This is a genomic window from Candidatus Poriferisodalis multihospitum, assembly GCF_028283155.1.
Lineage (GTDB): Bacteria > Actinomycetota > Acidimicrobiia > Acidimicrobiales > Poriferisodalaceae > Poriferisodalis > Poriferisodalis multihospitum.
Window position 1 is genome coordinate 65254 of the sequence record NZ_JAPYOK010000100.1, and the last position, 16147, is coordinate 81400.

Genomic DNA, 16147 nt, shown 5'->3' on the forward strand with positions numbered 1-16147 from the left:
CCAAGAAGCTGTCCGCTTGACTCAGGTCCCGCCCGAGGGGTCCGGCGGCGCCAGTTCGCTTGCGATGCGGTGGCGGGTGATCCACAGTCGCAGGAGTATGAGCGCTCCGAGCAGGAACGCCGTGCTGCCGTACACCATGATCGGGATCGCCTCCACCAGCACGCCGTAGTAGCCCCACAAGATGCCCTCGCCGGCAGTGAGCACCCACGTCAGCGGAGCCACGCCGACTGGCGCATACGACCGCCACGCAGCCCACACCGACGGTCCGAGGTACAGGCCATTCGACAATCCGAGCACCGTGCCCAGGACGGTCCAGCCGGCCACAAGCTGCAAGCCAACCGATGCCACCCCCACGACGATGCCGGCGATGACGGCGATACGCACATCGGCGCCATTGCGCCAGAGCAGGAACAGCACGAGACCGAAGCTGATGATCGCGGCCAGAATGGCCGGGATCGTGACCCAGAACTCCTCGGCGATCACGTACGCGATCCAGCCGATGTTGATCACCATGCCGATCGCCGCCCACGCGGGGGAGGCGCCCTCGGTTCGCTTCAGGCGCAGCAGCCGCACCACCTGGGGCACGACCTGCACGAACGTCACTGCGGTGGCGACGACGGCGACCAGATTGGCGAACTGCTCCTGGCTCACGAGATTCCCGTGCCGTGAAGGTCTGCGCTGAACGGCCGTAACACGCAGCGCCGGGTGTTGCCCACGCTTGCCATCGCAAGAGTGTCGCACCCTGCGTCGACCCCCGATCACGAAATGCGCGTGCGCCCGACGCTGTTTCCATGTTGCATGGACACTCGTGACCGACTTCGGCCGTGAGGCTCCGACCCATCAGCGCCGGCTGATGGGAGCGGCCGCCGTGATCCTGATGGCGCTGGTTGCTGCCGTTGCCCAGTCATTCGGGCGGTTCACCTACGGGGTGCTGCTGCCGGCAGTCCGCGATGACCTTGGCCTGTCGAACACGGTCGCGAGTTCGCTTGCCACCGTGAACATGGCGGCATATCTGGTGGGCAGCCTGATCGTCGCCGCCGCGTCCAGTCGGTTCCGCTTGCTGTCGGTGATGCGGATCGGCCTAGTACTAGCGATCATCGGCCAAGCGCTCGCGACCATCTCCCCGGGGCCGGCAGTGCTGGGTGTCGGACTGTTCGCGCAGGGCCTCGGCGGCGCGCTGACGTGGATACCCGCTCCGGTTGTTACCGCAGACGCGATTGCACCGGAGCGACGCGGGCTCGCCGTCGGGTTTCTCGGGGCGGGCATGGGACTCGGTGTCGTTTTCGCGGGCCAGCTGGCCAGCATCGTTCGCTCGACCATGGGAGACGCGTCGTGGCGGAATGTGTATTTCGTGCAGCTCATCATCGGCGCTGTCGTCGCCGCGGTTGTGCTGCTCTTCATCGGGCACCGCCAAGAACGGCTGGCGTCGGGGACCGGCATCGGCGGGTTCAGCGCGCTGCGACGGGTGCCTGGATGGGTGCCGATGGTCAGCGGATTCGTCATCTTCGGACTGCTGTACCTGCTCGTCATTTCGTTCCTCACCGCACGGCTGGAAGACGACAGCGGTTGGACGAGCTCTCAAGCATCGCTGGCATTCACGCTGGTCGGCGCCGCGATGATCTTCGGCGGGCCGCTGTTCATCGCGCTCTCCGACCGCATTGGGACACGGTGGACGCTGGCGATGTCGTTCGCTGGTTGGGCCATCACCACCACGCTCATCCTGCCGGGCTGGTTCGTGCCGACAATCTTCTTGTCGGTGGCCGTCGGGATGCTCTTCGCCGCCATGCCGACGGTGCTGACCGTCTATGTCGTCAGCAACACCGCCGCCGACGACTACGGGCCTGCCTTCGCGGCCACCACCTTCTGCTTCGGCGTGGCCCAGATGATCTCGCCGCAGCTCGGCGGGTTCATTGCCGACGCGGCCGGGTCATTCACGCCCGTCTTCCTGCTGTCGGCGGCGCTTGCCGTGGTCGGCATGTTTGCGTCGCTTGGACTGCCACGCCGCGTGCGGCCAAGCTTTGCGGCCGTGCCGGCTCCCGTGCTGGCTGTGGCACCGGAGCCCGACTGGCGCCTCGTCAACATGACCTTCGAGGTCATCGCAGCCGACGCAGCGGCCGAAGCGATGGTCCAAGGATCGCAGTCAGGCACATCCCGCGCCTGACCTAAGCTCGGGTGTGGCGCCGCGGTGGCGTGTTCGCGATTCACGGCGTCGCAACCTCACGTTCGAGGACACGCTTCGCTGTGACGAATTTGCGGATCTTCAAGGTTTCGCTGCTGATCGCAGCTGTGACGCTCTTCGTAGCTGCGTGCGGTGATTCCGACGACAGCGAAGCGCCAGCGGCTCCCGCGGAACCTGCGCCGACAGAGGCTGCCATGCCCGATGAGGCCTCGCTGACGCCGGGCGAGGGCGTGTCGGTCACCCTGGGCCGGGCGAACTGGAACAGCGGTTACTTCCAAGCCGAGATATTTCGCCAGTTGCTCGGAGAACTCGGATACCACGTGTCCGATCCCGCCGAGCTGGAGCTCGGTCCCAACCTTGCCTATGTCGCGATGGCGGAAGGCCAGATGGATTTCTGGACGAACAGCTGGTACCCGCTGCACCTGTCGTGGCTCGCTGGCGAGCTGCCCGACAGTTCGCTCGTCGGCGATCATCTGACTGTTGTCGGCGAGCAGATGATCGCTGGCGGCATCCAGGGCTTCTTGATCACCAAGTCATTCGCGGACGAGTTCGGCGTGTACACGATGGACGAGCTCAACCGCAATGCCGACGCGCTCGCAGCGTTCGACGCGACTGATCCGGTGCCCGGCAACGGCATTGCGGACATTTTCGGGTGTACCGAATCGTGGACCTGCGACAACATCATCGAGTCGCAGATCGCGTTCTCGGGCTGGGACAACATTTCGCAGACGATCGCCGGTTACGACGCAATGTTCGCCCAGGCGGTGGACGCAGCGGATGAGGGTGTTCCGATGGTGATCTACATGTGGACTCCATCGGCGTACATCACCCTGCTTCGGCCCGGCGACAACGTGTACTGGCTGGGCGTCGAGCAGATTCTGGACGACTCGAATCCGACCGGCTTCGAGGGCGGCGAGGCACACGATCAGCGGGGTGCCGACGGGACCGGTGGCTATGCCGTCATCGGGTCAGACCTCTGCCCCGCCGCCGCGGACCACGCTGAGGGCCTGTGCCCGATCGGCTGGGTGGCGGCAGACATTCTCGTCACTGCAAACACTGAGTTCCTCGAGGCCAACCCAGCAGCCGAGGCACTCTTCGAGGCTGTGACGCTGTCGGTGATCGAAGTGTCATTGGCCAACGTGGCACAAGACGAGGGAACCGCAGCTGCCGACTTGGCAACGGCGTGGATTGCAGACAACCGCACCACGGTCGACGCCTGGCTCGACGCCGCTCGGGCCGCTTCGTAGGCCAGCCCTTCGAGGCGTCGTCACACTGGCGCGTCTTCAATCGGGTCCCGGAGGCGCCACGAACTAGCGTCCTCATTGATGTCTGGTCCGAGCGGGCCTCGTGTGCCAACCGGCAATCCGGTCGTGCCGTTGACGCCGTCAGACATCGCTACGCAGGTGTCGCACCTGGCCATACGCAGGGCAGCGCTGAGCTTCGGATCGATGTCGGTGCTGGCCGCGATGGCGGGCGTGTTCGTGGCACTCGGCGCCATGCTGACCAACACCATTGCGGCGTCCTCGAACCTCGGCCTCGGCCCCACCCGGCTCCTGATGGGTATTGGACTGTCCACGGGGCTGTTCCTGGTGGTGATCACCGGCGCGGAGCTGTTCACCGGCAACAACCTCATGGTGATCGGGCTGCTGGACCACCAGATCACCGTCCGCCAGCTCATCCGGAACTGGATCTCGGTGTACTTGGGCAACTTCATCGGCGCCTTGGCCGTGGTGCTGGTGGTGTTCTCGTCGCGCTGGTGGGAGATCGCTGACTATTCGTTCGGTGCCGCGGCGCTCACGAACGCGCACGCCAAGATCGATCTCGGGCTCGGCACGGTGTTCGCCCGGGGGATTCTCGCGAACGTGTTCGTATGCCTGGCGCTGTGGCTGGCCACGGCGGGCCGCTCGCTCATCGACAAGCTGGTTGCTGTAGTGCTGCCGATCTCGGCGTTCGTGGCCGGCGGCTTCGAGCACAGCGTGGCCGACATGTACTTCGTGCCGTTCGGCATGCTGCTCTCGGGCCAGTCTGAGGTGGCCGCAGCTGCAGGGCTTTCGTCAGCCCAGCTCGACGGCCTGAACGGGGCGTGGTTCGCCGGCTTCCTGGCGATCGTGTCGCTGGGCAATGTGGTCGGCGGCGTCGCCGTGTCGCTGGCCAACTGGTTCGTGCATCTGCGGAGGATCCCGACCGTCGGCTGAGCATTCGCCGAACTCGGCCCGGCTGCGCTCATCTGTCCCCGGCTTCGGGTGCTTCGGCGGGCTCGAGCACGACGATGGGGAACTGCCGGTCTGTCCTCGCTTGGAACCGGAGGTAGTGGTCGTCTTTGGCGGTCACCTGCTCCCACAGCTCGACACGCTCGTCGCCCTCGGCGAGGCGGGCGGTCATCTGGCGCGTGCCGCTGCGGTTGCGAACCGTGACTGACGGGTTGTCGCGCATATTCAGGAACCATGCCGGGTGCTTCGAGTCGCCGCCGCGTGAGCCGATGACGACGAATGCGCCATTCCGCTCTGCGACTGCAGACAGCAGCGTGGTGCGGGGCTCGCCGCTGCGCCGGCCCGTCACGGTCACCTCGATGATCGGCGTGCCTTTGTGGATCCAGCCGATGCGGCCGCCGCTGCATCGGATCGCCGTGCGGTTGGCCCAGTTAGCCAGCTTGAAGGTGAAATCGGACCACACGCTCACTGCCACACAGCCATTCTCGCCGATCCGCAGCTCTGAACGAGGGGCGCGCCATACGCTGACCGATCGGTATCTTCCTGCTCGTCGTGCCAATCTTGACCGGATTCGCAGCAATGAACCAGAGTCGACAAAGAAACCGAACGTCATGACCCGTCCTACCGAGCACGGCGGCGGCGAGGCCGGCCCCCCGATCGCAGGAGACCCCTCGTCGTTTCCGACCGATGCTGAGCTGTCGCGCACGCTGGTGGCGGCCGCCAAGATCGCCAGCCTCTCGACGCTGACGGCCGAGGGATACCCCTACGGCAGCGTGGTGTCCTACGCCGCGGACGACGCCGGCAATCCCGTCGTGCTCATCTCGGAGATGGCCGAGCACACGGTGAACGCTCGGGGCGACGAGCGTGCGAGCATGCTGATCGTCGACAGCGCCGGCGACGGCGACCCGCTGGGCAGGGCCCGGCTGACGCTGGTGGGCCGTCTGGGGGTGCTCGACGACCCCGGCGAGCTACGCGACCGCTACCTCGAAGCTCACCCGTACGCGGCCTACTACGCGGACTTCACCGACTTCTCGTTCTGGCGCCTTCACGTGGAACAGTGTCGCTACGTGGGCGGATTCGGCCACATGAGCTGGGTGGCGGCCGACGGCTACCGCGGCTCGGGCGTGGACCCGCTGTGGCAGGCTGCCGCAGGCATCATCGAGCACATGAACGACGACCACGCCGACGCCAACCTGATGTATGCACAGGTGCAGGCTGGGCTCGTCGACGCGACCGAGGCGACCATGGTGGGGATCGATCGGTACGGGCTCACACTGCGTGCCGCCACCCCGGCCGGACCCCGGATGGCACGGGTCCCGTTTCCTGCTCCGCTTTCGGACTCTGACGCCGCTCAAGCGGCCGTGATCGATCTGCTCAAGGTGGCCCGCGCTCAGCAGCAGCAGTCCTGATCGATCACACAGCCGGCAGCTCGGGCTGCGACGTGGACTCGAACGACGCGCAAAGCCCCCCAGAAGTGCGCGCAGTACTGTTGGCCGCGTGACGTCACAGCCCGATACGGCCACTGTGGCCGAACTCAAAGAACTCCTGGCCGATCCGGCGTGCCGCATCGATCTCCACGACTTCGTCAGCGACGAGACGCTGCGAACCATCGATGCCCTACGCAGCGCCGACTGCGAGGGCTATGACGAGTGCCTGCGGGCCTACGAGCACGCGTCGGCTGATCTGATCGGGCTGCTCGTCACCGGCGCGTACTTCTCCAACTGCGCTGATCACGACAAGGCCTGGGCACACGCCGTGCGCCTGCTGGCAAACCGGATCCCGTACACGAGTTCTGACGGCGGGCCCGACATCAATCTGCAGCACCACGTGACGCTGCTGGCGATCTACGCCGTGGCCTTCGGCGGCGCTGCTGCAGATCGGATCGATCCGCTCGCGAGGATCATCGGGACCGTGCGGGCCGAGGAGGACGGCAGGGTCGGGCGAGTCACCTACCTGGTCAACTGCGACCGCCTGAAGAAGCCCGACGAAGCGCCGATCCAAGCCTCGCTGCGGCTGTGGATGACGCTGCGCTCGATGACCGACGAGTTCATCCCCAGGACCACCGAGGACACGCTGTTCGATGCCATGCTCGATGAGATCGAGTACTTGCTCGGTGTGACGCACGGCCGGGACACCGCAGAGGGCACCGGACCCGTCGGCTACGGGGCGATCCAAGTGCTGGCGACACGAGTGGCGCCTGATCGACTCGTACGGCGCAATCTGGACCTGCTGATCGCTCACGAGGCCTTCCAGAGCGCCGACGAGTTCTACATCTGCCGGGAGCGGTACAACAAGGCCTACGCCGCAGAAGCCCGCGTCTGAGCCGCTCGACGTCATGCCGATGATCCAAGGAGACGGAGTCGAGCTGTATGCGGAGGAAGCCGGCGCTGGGCATCCCATCGTGTGGCTGCACGAGTTCGCCGCCGACTGCCGCACGTGGGAGGGCCAGATCCGGCGGTTCAGCCGCAGCCATAGATGCATCGCGTACAACGCCCGGGGCTATCCGCCGTCGGAGGTGCCCCAGGACGACGCGGCGTACACCTTCGAGCGCGAGCGGGAGGACTTGCGGGCCGTTCTCGACAGCCTCGGCATCGAGCGTGCGCACATCGTGGGTCTCAGCATGGGTGCCTACACGGGCCTGATGTTCGCGCTGCGATATCGGGAGCGGGTCACGTCGCTGCTGTTCGCCAGCGGCGGGTCGGGCGCGTTCGGCGACACCCGTCAGGCGTTCCTGGCCGAGGTGCGCGCTGCGGCCGAGGCGATGATGAACGAGGGGATGGAGGTGGCCGCCGAGCGGCTCGCGGTGGGTGCCACCCGGGTCCAGCTCCAGAACAAGGACCCGAGGGGCTGGGAGGAATTCAAGCAGTACCTGTCGGAGCATTCGGCCGTCGGCTCGGGGCTGACCATGCGCAACTTCCAGGCGGGGCGCCCATCGCTGTACGACTTCGAGGCCGAGCTGCGCGAGCTGGACGTTCCGGTGCTGCTGGCCGTCGGCGACGAGGACGACCCGGTCATCGAGACGAATGTCTTTCTCAAGCGGGTGCTGCCGAGGGCCGGCCTGTGGATCGCACCGCGTACCGGCCACGGCATCAACCTGGAGGAACCTGCCGCGTTCAACCAGATGGCGGCGGAATTCTTCAGCGCAGTCGAAGCCGGTCAGTGGACCCGCCGTGACCCACGCGCCGATCCCGCCCACTCCTCCCTCGGCGTTGCCGGCCCCGGGAGCTGATCCGTCGAAGCTGGTGATTGGCCGATGAACGAGCAGAGCCGCTGGCGGCAAGCGGCAGAGTGGACGCTGCTGATAGTGACCGTCGCCGTGAGCTGCTGGCTGTTTGTGGGCGACGTAGTCGGGGCGTGGTGATGGGCCGCGCGATGGGCAGGATGCGGCAAAGGCCATCTGCACCAGCGACAGGAGGCGGCATCGGGAGGGGTCGAGCGCGCAGGGAGCGGGCCGGTGACTTCTGAACGAGAGAGCCCGCCAGCCAGGCCGCAGCGGCTGCGGCGGATGGAGCGTCGGACGCCGGTCTGGGAGGCCCCGGACGAGATCGTCGAGTTGATGGGCGACGTGTCGGGCAACGAGCTGAACGGTTGGGGCTCATCTGAGGTTCGGCAGCCGACGCTGGTCATGTGGGCTCATCCCGCCACAATCGCCCACGGCCCGGTCCAGGAGCGCATGACCGAGGAGTTCATGGCTCATCCTCAACTCCGCACGGTGCTGCGAACCGATGACCGCCACGAGCCTGCGCCGGTCGATCCGCACAGGATCGATCGCACGCCGGCGGAACGGCTAGCGGACATCACCGAGTTTGCGACGAGCGAGCAGGGCCACAGCGTCGAACTGGTGGCGGTCGTGGCCGCCCGACGCGAGTGGTTTTTCGAGGGCCGCGAGTCTGACCTTCCCTGGGCAATCCTGCTGGCCGTCGCGATGGACCACGGCGAGTTGGCGACCGCGCCCGAGTACACCTCGGCCATGGAGGTCCACCGTCAATACAACCGGGGAACCGCTGCGGCGAGGGCGCTGGCCGACTGGATCCGCAGCCGAGGATTCGAAGCGGTCGGCCATGGCGGCCCCGGCGCGGGACCCATGCAGATGGTCCCCGCAGCGATCGCCGCCGGGCTCGGGGAGCTCGGCAAGCACGGCTCGATCATCAACAGCGAACTCGGGTCTTCGTTCCGGCTGGCGCTGGTGCTGACAGATGCGCCGCTCGTTGCGACGCCTCCGGACACCTTCGGTGTCGACGAATTCTGCAGCGGCTGTCGTGTCTGCACCGATGCTTGCCCCCCCGACGCCATCGCCCCCGACAAGCGCCTTGTGCGAGGCACGGAGAAATGGGCGGTCGATTTCGACCGATGCCTGCCGTACTTTGCCGTCAGCTACGGGTGCGGCATCTGCATCGCTGTGTGCCCGTGGTCGACACCCGGTGCCGCCCCGCGGCTCGCCGACAACATGCGCCGCAAGCTCGCAAGAAACCGAGCGGACGAGTCTCCAACGCAGACCAACTGATTTCAGGGGCTCGTCGCATCGCCCCAACGGCCTCCCCGCGTCCTTCAGCGTTTCGGTGAGTCTTCTCCGAGCGCAGTCGCTCCCTCGGGTCTCGCTCGATTCCAGCTAGAAAACTCGGATGGGCAAGATCGTCATCACCGGATCAGCCGGCGGGATCGGCCAAGCGACCAGGGAGCGGCTTGTGCGCGACGGCCACGAGGTGATCGGGGTGGATCTCCGGGACGCCGAGGTCATCGCCGATCTGTCCACGGCCGAGGGCCGCGGCGCGATGATCGATGCGGTCGCCGCCGCCAGCGGCGGGCGGATCGACGGCCTCGTGGCGGGCGCAGGGATCTCCGGACCCGACCCGGCGGAGGTCGTGTCGATCAACTACTTCGGTGCAGTGGCCACCATCGCGGGGCTGAGACCGCTGCTCGCCAACGGCGCTGACCCTTCAGCAATCGCCGTCAGCTCCAACTCCAGCACCGCCATGCCCGATCTGCCCGAGGATCTGGTGGATGCCTGCTTGGGAGACGACGAAGCCGAAGCTCGTGCGCTGGCGGGTACTGAACCCATCGTGGCCTATGCCGCCAGCAAGCTCGCTTTGGCTCGATGGGTTCGCCGCACTGCGGTCGGCCCGGATTGGGCCGGTTCCCGAATCCGCCTGAACGCAGTGGCGCCGGGGCTCATCGACACGCCCATGACGGCAGACATGATCGAAGTCGTCCTGTCGCTCGGCGACATCTACCCCATCCCGCAGGAACGGGCGGGACGCCCCGAAGACGTGGCGAACCTGCTGGCGTTCCTGCTGTCGCCCGAAGCGGGCTTCTTCTGCGGATCGGTGGTGTTCATGGACGGCGGCAGCGACGCCGCCCTGAACGCCGACGCCTGGCCCGCCCGCATCGCGTCCTCGTCGCGCTGACCAGCCCGCGTGGAGGTGGCGGGAATCGAACCCGCGTCCTTCAACGTTTCGGTGAGTCTTCTCCGAGCGCAGTCGCTGGGGGATTGTCGGGCGATGGCGGGCAGCGACACCCTGCCAGTCGCCGTAGCCGTCTGTGCGTGTCCCCGCCGCCCCGTCGGCACGGGCGGCGGGCGAGCCCTGCAGATGATGGCACCGATGCCCGCAGGACGGGGGCTACCGGGCCGAACTCACAACCTGAGATCAGGCTGCGAGCACCAGATCGTCTTGATCGACGTTGGCGTTTGTATTTGTTTCCGGCTCTTTTTCGTGGATCCGGAGACCACGGCTCGCTTCTCTCACTTCAACCGTCAAAGTCGAAACCGATCACCCCCGAGGTGGTTGGCGGAACCCACCCTGTGTGGCCTCCGTCGGCTGGTTACCACCCTAGCGATGGGCTGTGACGGGCCGAACGCAGCGTCATGACGGTCTGATGGCGAGAATGCTGGGGTGAGCGATCTGCAGCCGCCGGCTGCGCTGTGGGGTGACGAGCGCTACGGCGGTGCGTGCGTCGTTCTCGCCGACGATGCGCCGTTGGGGACGGCTGGCGGCGGTGAAGCACCAGGTGGCGGCCTGCCGAGTCCATCGCTGCCAGAGGGGTTGGCGGCAGCGGCGTTGGCGGTGACGCATGAACGGCTGCGGCGGGGCCGGTGGGTGAGTCGGGTTCGGGTGACCGACGACCGCACGGCGCGAGAGGCGGTGGCGCATCTGCGTGCCGATGGTCACGCCGCCGTACTGGGGCCGACCGACGTGACGCACGCCGTGGGTTGGCAAAACCGCAACCGTGCGGTGCAGGTCGGCGAGAAGCTGGCCGTCTGCTTCCCGTGGGCAGACGCCGACGCTCCGATGGTGGTCGAGATCGACCCCGGCGAGGCGTTCGGAGCGGGAACCCACCCGTCCACCCGACTCTTGGCCAGCTGGATTGCTGAGCACATCTCCGGCGGCGAGCGAGTGCTTGACGTGGGGTGCGGCAGTGGGGTGCTGGCGCTGGTGGCGGCTCGGCTGGGCGCTGCCGAAGCGCTAGGCATCGACATCGAGCCGGCAGCAGTGTCGGCGGCCGAGGCCAATGCCCGCCGCAATGGCCTCGCCGCAGCGGCCAGCTGCGGCGGGGCACCTGTCGGCGAGGCCGAACTCGGCACATTCGATGTGGTCTTCGCCAACATCACCGCCGGTGTCCTGGTGCCGCTGGCCGGCGACATTGCCGAGCGAGTCGCTCCCGGTGGCCGGCTCGCCATCAGCGGCATATCCGCCGGGCAGACCTCGTCGGTCGCCGCCGCCTACCGCCGTCACGGCATCGAGCTGGCTGCTCCCGTTCGCCTCGACGACTGGGTTTCGCTGTCGGGGCGAAATGCTTCGAGCAATCTGAGCTGACGCGCTTACGAGCTGGTGGCGGGGTAGTTGGCCCAGGCGGTGACGCCTTGGTAGCCGCCGTCGACGGTGATGGTCTGACCGGTGACGTAGCGGGCTTCGTCGCTGGCGAGGAAGGCGACCACGTCGGCGATCTCTTCGGGAACGCCCCAGCGGCCCAAGGCGATGTGGCGCTCGAGGCCGTCGGCGAGACCGGGTATCTCGCGGCCTGCAGCCCACATCTCGGTGATGATCAGACCGGGCGCCACGGCGTTGACCCGGATGCCGAATCGGCCGTAAGTGGCTGCCTGCGCGCGGGTGAGCGAATCCAGAGCGGCCTTGGTCGCCCCGTAGGTGGGCAGTTCGCTCACACCGACTGAGCCGGCGATCGACGACATGTGGATCACCGAGCCGTGCCCGCGCTCGCCCATCTGGCGGGCCAGCGCCCGGGTGGTCTCCAGCGGCGCCAAGTAGTTGAGCTGCAGCACTGCCTGGTCGCCGCCGGGTTCGCGCAGCTCACCTCGGCCTGCGTTGTTGACCAAGATGTCGACCCCGCCGAGTGCGTCAACCGCGGCGGCGGCCAGATCGGCCCCGGCACCGGCCTCGGCGAGGTCGCTTTGGATCACCACTGGGTCGTGCGGCAGCTCGGACGCGATCCGATCCAGATCGTCGGTGGTCCTCGCCGCCAGTGCCACCCGCGCACCGTGCCGTGCCAGTGCCCGGGCGCAGTGCTCGCCGATGCCGCGGCTTGCTCCCGTCACCAACGCCGTCCGTCCGCTCAACCTCTCCGTCATTCCCCAGACCTTCCCTTCGCGAATCATCAGTTTGCGTCAAGAAACCTGTTCAGGCAGGCGTCGGGGAATGCGTAGCGTCTTGCACATGGCAGACGGTCGAGGCGGCGGGACGCTGCGGATCACGGGTGCTCACGTCCATTTCGATGGCTTCAGGGCGCTGGACGGGGTGGATCTCGCCGTCGGCGACGGCGAGATGGTGGTGCTGCTCGGACCGTCGGGCTGCGGCAAGACGACGCTGCTGCGGGCCGCCTCGGGGCTGCAGCCGCTCAACGCCGGCCAGATTGAGCTCGACGGGCGCGACCTGACCGGCCAACGCCCCGACCAGCGCGGCATCGGCTTGATGTTCCAGGACGAAGTGCTGTTCCCGCACTTCGATGTCGAGGGCAACGTGGCGTTCGGGCTGCGCATGGCCAGAGTGCCCTTCGCAGAACGGCGCCGGCGAGTGGTTGAAGTGCTTGAGCTGGTCGGGTTGTCGGGCTTCCAGAGCCGCGACGTGGCCACGCTGTCGGGCGGCGAGGCGCAGCGCGTCTCGCTGGCACGGGCGCTCGCCCCCGAACCCAGAGTGCTGCTGCTGGACGAGCCGTTCGGCTCGCTGGACCGGCTGCTGCGCGAGCGGCTCATCAACGAGCTGCGCCCCGTGCTCGACCAAGTCGGCGTCACCGCCGTTCACGTCACGCACGACCATCACGAGGCATTTGCGCTGGCCGACCGGATCGCGGTGATGGCGTCGGGCCGCATATTGCGGATCGGCACGCCCGAAGAGGTATGGACCGATCCTCGAACCGCCCAGGTGGCCCGATTCTTGGGTCACACCAACGTGTTCGATTCCGAGGTGCCGCCGGAGCTGGCCAGCGCAACCGGTCGCTCAGACAGCTTTGTGCTGCGCGCCGACCGCATCGAGGTGGTGGTTGATGACGGCGCCGGCGCGGACTTCACAGGCGCCGCGATGGCGCAGCTGCCGGCCACGGTGGCCCGGCGTCGCTTCCGCGGCGACCGTTACGAGCTGCGGCTGGAAGCGGACATCGGCGGGGTCGCCACCACGTTGGACGCCATCACTCCGCACGGCCCGGCCGTGGGCGCCGACGTGAAGCTGCTCATCGGCCCAAGCGCCGTGCTCGCCCTCGACGACTAGATGCCGAGGTCTTTGAGGTTGTAGTCCTTGATGGCCTCGCGGGCGTCGTCGTCCCAGACGAACTCGTGCTCGCGGCCGACGTTGGGCTCGTACACGAACGGTGTCTCGTCGCCGAAGCGCTTGTTGCGGGCATCGATCGCCCAGCCGATCACCCGCGAGCGCTCGGCGATGTAGGCCTCGTCGTACAGCGAGATCGGGTTGTGGACGCCGCCGCTGCGTACGCCCAGCACCGAGCGACGGCGGTGGAAGCCGAAATTGATGGTGACTCGCGGCCGGTCAGACGTGTTCGCGAACGAGCCGTGGATGGCCTGGCGGCTGGTGATCGCGACATCGCCGGGTCCGCAGATGAGCGGCACCGCGTCGGGGAGCCGGTCTGAGCCTGCCGCCTGGCACATCTCCTTGATGTCCAGCTTGCCCGTGCGGTGCGAGCCGGGCACCACCCACAGGCCGTTGGTGGCATCGCAGCCGTAGAGCTGGGCCATGAAGTTGAAGCCGTGCGTGCCCTCGTCGAGCTCGGGGTGGTCCCAGTGCGTCCAGCCGTCCTGATGCCATGCCACCGAGCCGCCGAGGCCCGGATGCTTGATCCACACCACCTCGTTGAACGGAGTGAAGTCGGGACCGTTCAGCGCTTGTGCGACGCCCAGCAGGCCGGGGTGCGCGTACACCCGCAAGCAGGCCTCGGAGTACTGCAGCGATCCACTGATGACCTGCACCACCCACTCCGGCGCGCCATCGGGGGCTGCGGGCTCGAACATCTTGAACGGATGGCGCCCGTGGGCGACATCGGTGCCGCCATAGGGATCCGACAGCGGGCGGACGAACGAGATGGCCTTGCCCGTGCGGCCGGCGTCGAGCGCTGGGCGGCCGTGCCGGTCGATTTCGGAATCGGGGCCCGTGGGGCAGCGGTCGAGCAGATCGATGACGTCAGCCTCGATGTCGGCCAGCTCCTCAGCGCCGAGCACGCCCGTGAAGACGTAGAAGCCGCAGCGCGAGTAGGCCTCGGCAATCTCTGGATGCAGGTCGCCGCTGTCGGTGAAGCGGATCGGTCCACGGTTGCCGAGCTGCATCGCCCGCTCGGTGCCGGCTGCCCGGTAGGCGACCATGTCGTCTTCGACATCGCCGTATTCGACGATGGGCACCTCGGTGAGGCCCAGTGTTGTTGCGTTCGCGCTCATAACGCCCCCATTGTGGTCAGTCGGCGGCCGGTTCGCCGGATTGCCCGGCGGGCGCTGCGGGGCGCAGGTCGCGTTCGCGGCCGTGCTCGGAAGGTTCCCAGTAGACGTTGCCGGCCACCTCGTCGGGCCGGTGCTGCTGGGGAACCCAGCCGCTCGGGTCGTCATGCGGGTACACGTAGCCCTGTCCGTGGCCGAGCGACGCGGCACCCTGGTAGTGGGCGTCTCGCAGGTGGATCGGCACCTCGCCTGCGCCGGCGGAACGGGCATCGGCCTTGGCCCGGCTCAGTGCGACCGTGACCCGGTTCGATTTGGGGGCGGTGGCGAGGCGCACGACGGCGTGCGCCAGGTTGAGCTGAGCCTCTGGCAGTCCTACGTACTCGACCGCTCGGGCGGCAGCTTCGGCCACCAGCAGGGCCGTGCTGTCGGCCATGCCGATGTCCTCCGAGGCCAAGATGACCATACGGCGGGCGATGAAGCGAGGGTCCTCGCCGGCGTCGAGCATGCGGGCCAGCCAGTACAGCCCGGCGTCGGGGTCGGAGCCGCGCAGCGACTTGATGAATGCGCTGATGGTGTCGTAGTGACCGTCGGCGCCGTAGCGGACTGCCTTGGCATCCACGGCGTGCTCAGCATCGGCCAGCGTGACGCGAGTGTTCCCGGCAGATGCGTCAGGGGCAGCGTGGGCCGCGCCGCTGATCTCAATGGCTTCAAGAGCCTCCGCCTCCTCGCGGCGGGAGGCCAGCGCCACCGCAACCTCGGTGCTGGTGAGTGCGTGGCGCCCGTCGCCGCCGCTGCGGGCAGCGATGTGGTCGATGGCGTCAGCGTCGCCCCGGGCACCTTCGGCTTCCAACGCCCGGTAGATGAGGGTGCGCAGCGCAGCGTCGTCAAGTGGCACTAGCCGGAACAGCGTCGAACGCGACAGCAGCGGCGGGTTCACCTCGAAGTGCGGGTTCTCGGTGGTAGCGCCGATCAATACGATCAGGCCGTCCTCGACCGCCGGCAGCAGCGCATCCTGCTGCGCCTTGTTGAAGCGGTGTACCTCGTCGAGAAACAGGATCGTGCCCCGGCCATGCTCGCCGAGCCGCAACCGAGCATCCGCGATGACCTCGCGCACATCCTTGACGGTGGCGTTCACCGCCGATAGCTCGCAGAACTCCTTGGCGGTCGATGCGGCAACCACCCGAGCCAGCGTGGTCTTGCCGGTACCCGGCGGGCCCCACAGGATCACCGACGACAGGCGATCGGCCTCGATCAGCTCCCGCAGCGGCCGCCCGGCGGCAAGCAGATGGTCCTGGCCGACGATCTCGTCGAGCGTGCGAGGGCGAAGCCGTGCGGCGAGCGGCGCCCGGCGCGCCAAACGCTCCGCGCCGGCAGCCTCGAACAGTCCCTCGCTCACGCCCCGACGGTACGCGCTCGTCGTGTCGGCGGGATCACAGCTCGGGGTGATCGACCTCGTAGGCGCGGATGCGCTTGGCGAAGCTCAGGTCGTGTCCTGCGGGATCGAATATGGGGAACATGCGCTCACCCCAGGGAGCGTCCCTCGGTTCGGCCTGCGGGGTCAGGCCGGCATCGATTGCCTGCTGATACAGCGCATCCACGTCGTCGACATGAAAGATCACCCGGCCCCAACCGGTCTCGGCCCCCGCAGGGTTGTCCACGGCGATGAGGTTGACGAAGCACTCGCCGCTGCGCAGCGTGCTGAACGGCGCCTCGTCGCCGCCGTAGGTGAGCCGGAATCCCAGTGCCTCGTAGAACCGCACCGATGCGGCCATGTCGGCGGTCCGCAACGTGATCGCATTGATTGACTCGACGCCCGCCACGACGCCATTCTCGCCGCAAGATCCGCTCACGCGCCGACACCGCTCGCAAGCG

Annotated in this window: 16 protein-coding genes and 1 other RNA gene; 10 read left to right on the top strand and 7 right to left on the bottom strand. The window is 67.6% G+C overall.

Annotated features, from left to right (window positions below; genetic code table 11):
- Nucleotides 1–21: 21 nt before the first annotated feature.
- Nucleotides 22–651 carry a PQ-loop domain-containing transporter gene (locus VI480_RS11235; protein WP_323672933.1) on the bottom strand — a complete coding sequence of 210 codons (630 nt, stop codon included), beginning with the start codon at nucleotides 649–651 and terminating at the stop codon, nucleotides 22–24.
- Between the two features lie 157 nt (nucleotides 652–808).
- Between VI480_RS11235 and VI480_RS11240 the strand changes: the two genes are divergently transcribed.
- From VI480_RS11240 to VI480_RS11250, 3 genes are all read left to right on the top strand, one after another.
- A complete protein-coding gene (locus tag VI480_RS11240; protein WP_323672934.1) occupies nucleotides 809–2161 on the top strand; it encodes an MFS transporter in 1353 nt (450 codons plus the stop codon).
- A gap of 80 nt (nucleotides 2162–2241) precedes the next feature.
- Nucleotides 2242–3426, top strand: coding sequence for a glycine betaine ABC transporter substrate-binding protein (locus tag VI480_RS11245; protein ID WP_323672935.1), 1185 nt, complete (start codon nucleotides 2242–2244; stop codon nucleotides 3424–3426).
- Nucleotides 3427–3504: 78 nt separating this feature from the next.
- Entirely contained in the window at nucleotides 3505–4374 is an 870-nt protein-coding gene (locus VI480_RS11250; RefSeq protein WP_323672936.1) for a formate/nitrite transporter family protein, read from the top strand.
- A 28-nt stretch (nucleotides 4375–4402) separates the two neighbouring features.
- On the opposite strand, the gene VI480_RS11255 is transcribed toward VI480_RS11250, so the two are convergent.
- Complete coding sequence (locus tag VI480_RS11255) at nucleotides 4403–4864, bottom strand: nitroreductase/quinone reductase family protein (RefSeq protein WP_323672937.1); 462 nt, start codon at nucleotides 4862–4864, stop codon at nucleotides 4403–4405.
- 136 nt (nucleotides 4865–5000) lie between these two features.
- On the opposite strand from VI480_RS11255, the gene VI480_RS11260 reads away from it, so the two are divergent.
- The 5 genes from VI480_RS11260 to VI480_RS11280 all read left to right on the top strand — a co-directional run bounded on the left by VI480_RS11260 (nucleotide 5001) and on the right by VI480_RS11280 (nucleotide 9794).
- The gene (locus VI480_RS11260) at nucleotides 5001–5798 is read left to right on the top strand and encodes a HugZ family protein (RefSeq protein ID WP_323672938.1); all 798 of its coding nucleotides are present in this window, start codon (nucleotides 5001–5003) and stop codon (nucleotides 5796–5798) included.
- A gap of 88 nt (nucleotides 5799–5886) precedes the next feature.
- The gene (locus tag VI480_RS11265; RefSeq protein ID WP_323672939.1) at nucleotides 5887–6711 is read left to right on the top strand and encodes a hypothetical protein; all 825 of its coding nucleotides are present in this window, start codon (nucleotides 5887–5889) and stop codon (nucleotides 6709–6711) included.
- A gap of 19 nt (nucleotides 6712–6730) precedes the next feature.
- A complete protein-coding gene (locus tag VI480_RS11270) occupies nucleotides 6731–7618 on the top strand; it encodes an alpha/beta hydrolase (protein WP_323672940.1) in 888 nt (295 codons plus the stop codon).
- Nucleotides 7619–7843: 225 nt separating this feature from the next.
- A complete protein-coding gene (locus VI480_RS11275) occupies nucleotides 7844–8893 on the top strand; it encodes a 4Fe-4S dicluster domain-containing protein (RefSeq protein ID WP_323672941.1) in 1050 nt (349 codons plus the stop codon).
- A 118-nt stretch (nucleotides 8894–9011) separates the two neighbouring features.
- A complete protein-coding gene (locus VI480_RS11280; RefSeq protein ID WP_323672942.1) occupies nucleotides 9012–9794 on the top strand; it encodes an SDR family oxidoreductase in 783 nt (260 codons plus the stop codon).
- A gap of 7 nt (nucleotides 9795–9801) precedes the next feature.
- Here the strand turns inward: VI480_RS11280 and ssrA are convergent.
- Nucleotides 9802–10165: a transfer-messenger RNA gene (gene ssrA, locus VI480_RS11285) on the bottom strand.
- 115 nt (nucleotides 10166–10280) lie between these two features.
- Here ssrA and VI480_RS11290 point away from each other — a divergent pair.
- Nucleotides 10281–11201, top strand: coding sequence for a 50S ribosomal protein L11 methyltransferase (locus VI480_RS11290; protein ID WP_323672943.1), 921 nt, complete (start codon nucleotides 10281–10283; stop codon nucleotides 11199–11201).
- A gap of 5 nt (nucleotides 11202–11206) precedes the next feature.
- Here the strand turns inward: VI480_RS11290 and VI480_RS11295 are convergent, their stop codons facing one another.
- Nucleotides 11207–11971, bottom strand: a complete 765-nt coding sequence (locus tag VI480_RS11295; protein ID WP_323672944.1) for an SDR family oxidoreductase — start codon at nucleotides 11969–11971, stop codon at nucleotides 11207–11209.
- Nucleotides 11972–12056: 85 nt separating this feature from the next.
- Between VI480_RS11295 and VI480_RS11300 the strand changes: the two genes are divergently transcribed.
- Nucleotides 12057–13103, top strand: coding sequence for an ABC transporter ATP-binding protein (locus VI480_RS11300; protein WP_323672945.1), 1047 nt, complete (start codon nucleotides 12057–12059; stop codon nucleotides 13101–13103).
- Here the strand turns inward: VI480_RS11300 and VI480_RS11305 are convergent.
- Genes VI480_RS11305 through VI480_RS11315 form a run of 3 tightly spaced genes read right to left on the bottom strand, consistent with a single transcriptional unit; the run spans nucleotide 13100 to nucleotide 16125 of the window.
- On the bottom strand, nucleotides 13100–14278 hold the full coding sequence (locus VI480_RS11305) for a phytanoyl-CoA dioxygenase family protein (protein WP_323672946.1): 1179 nt from the start codon (nucleotides 14276–14278) through the stop codon (nucleotides 13100–13102). The genes VI480_RS11300 and VI480_RS11305 overlap by 4 nt on opposite strands.
- A 16-nt stretch (nucleotides 14279–14294) precedes the next feature.
- On the bottom strand, nucleotides 14295–15671 hold the full coding sequence (locus VI480_RS11310) for a replication-associated recombination protein A (protein WP_323672947.1): 1377 nt from the start codon (nucleotides 15669–15671) through the stop codon (nucleotides 14295–14297).
- A 34-nt stretch (nucleotides 15672–15705) separates the two neighbouring features.
- The gene (locus VI480_RS11315) at nucleotides 15706–16125 is read right to left on the bottom strand and encodes a VOC family protein (protein WP_323672948.1); all 420 of its coding nucleotides are present in this window, start codon (nucleotides 16123–16125) and stop codon (nucleotides 15706–15708) included.
- Nucleotides 16126–16147: the final 22 nt, after the last annotated feature.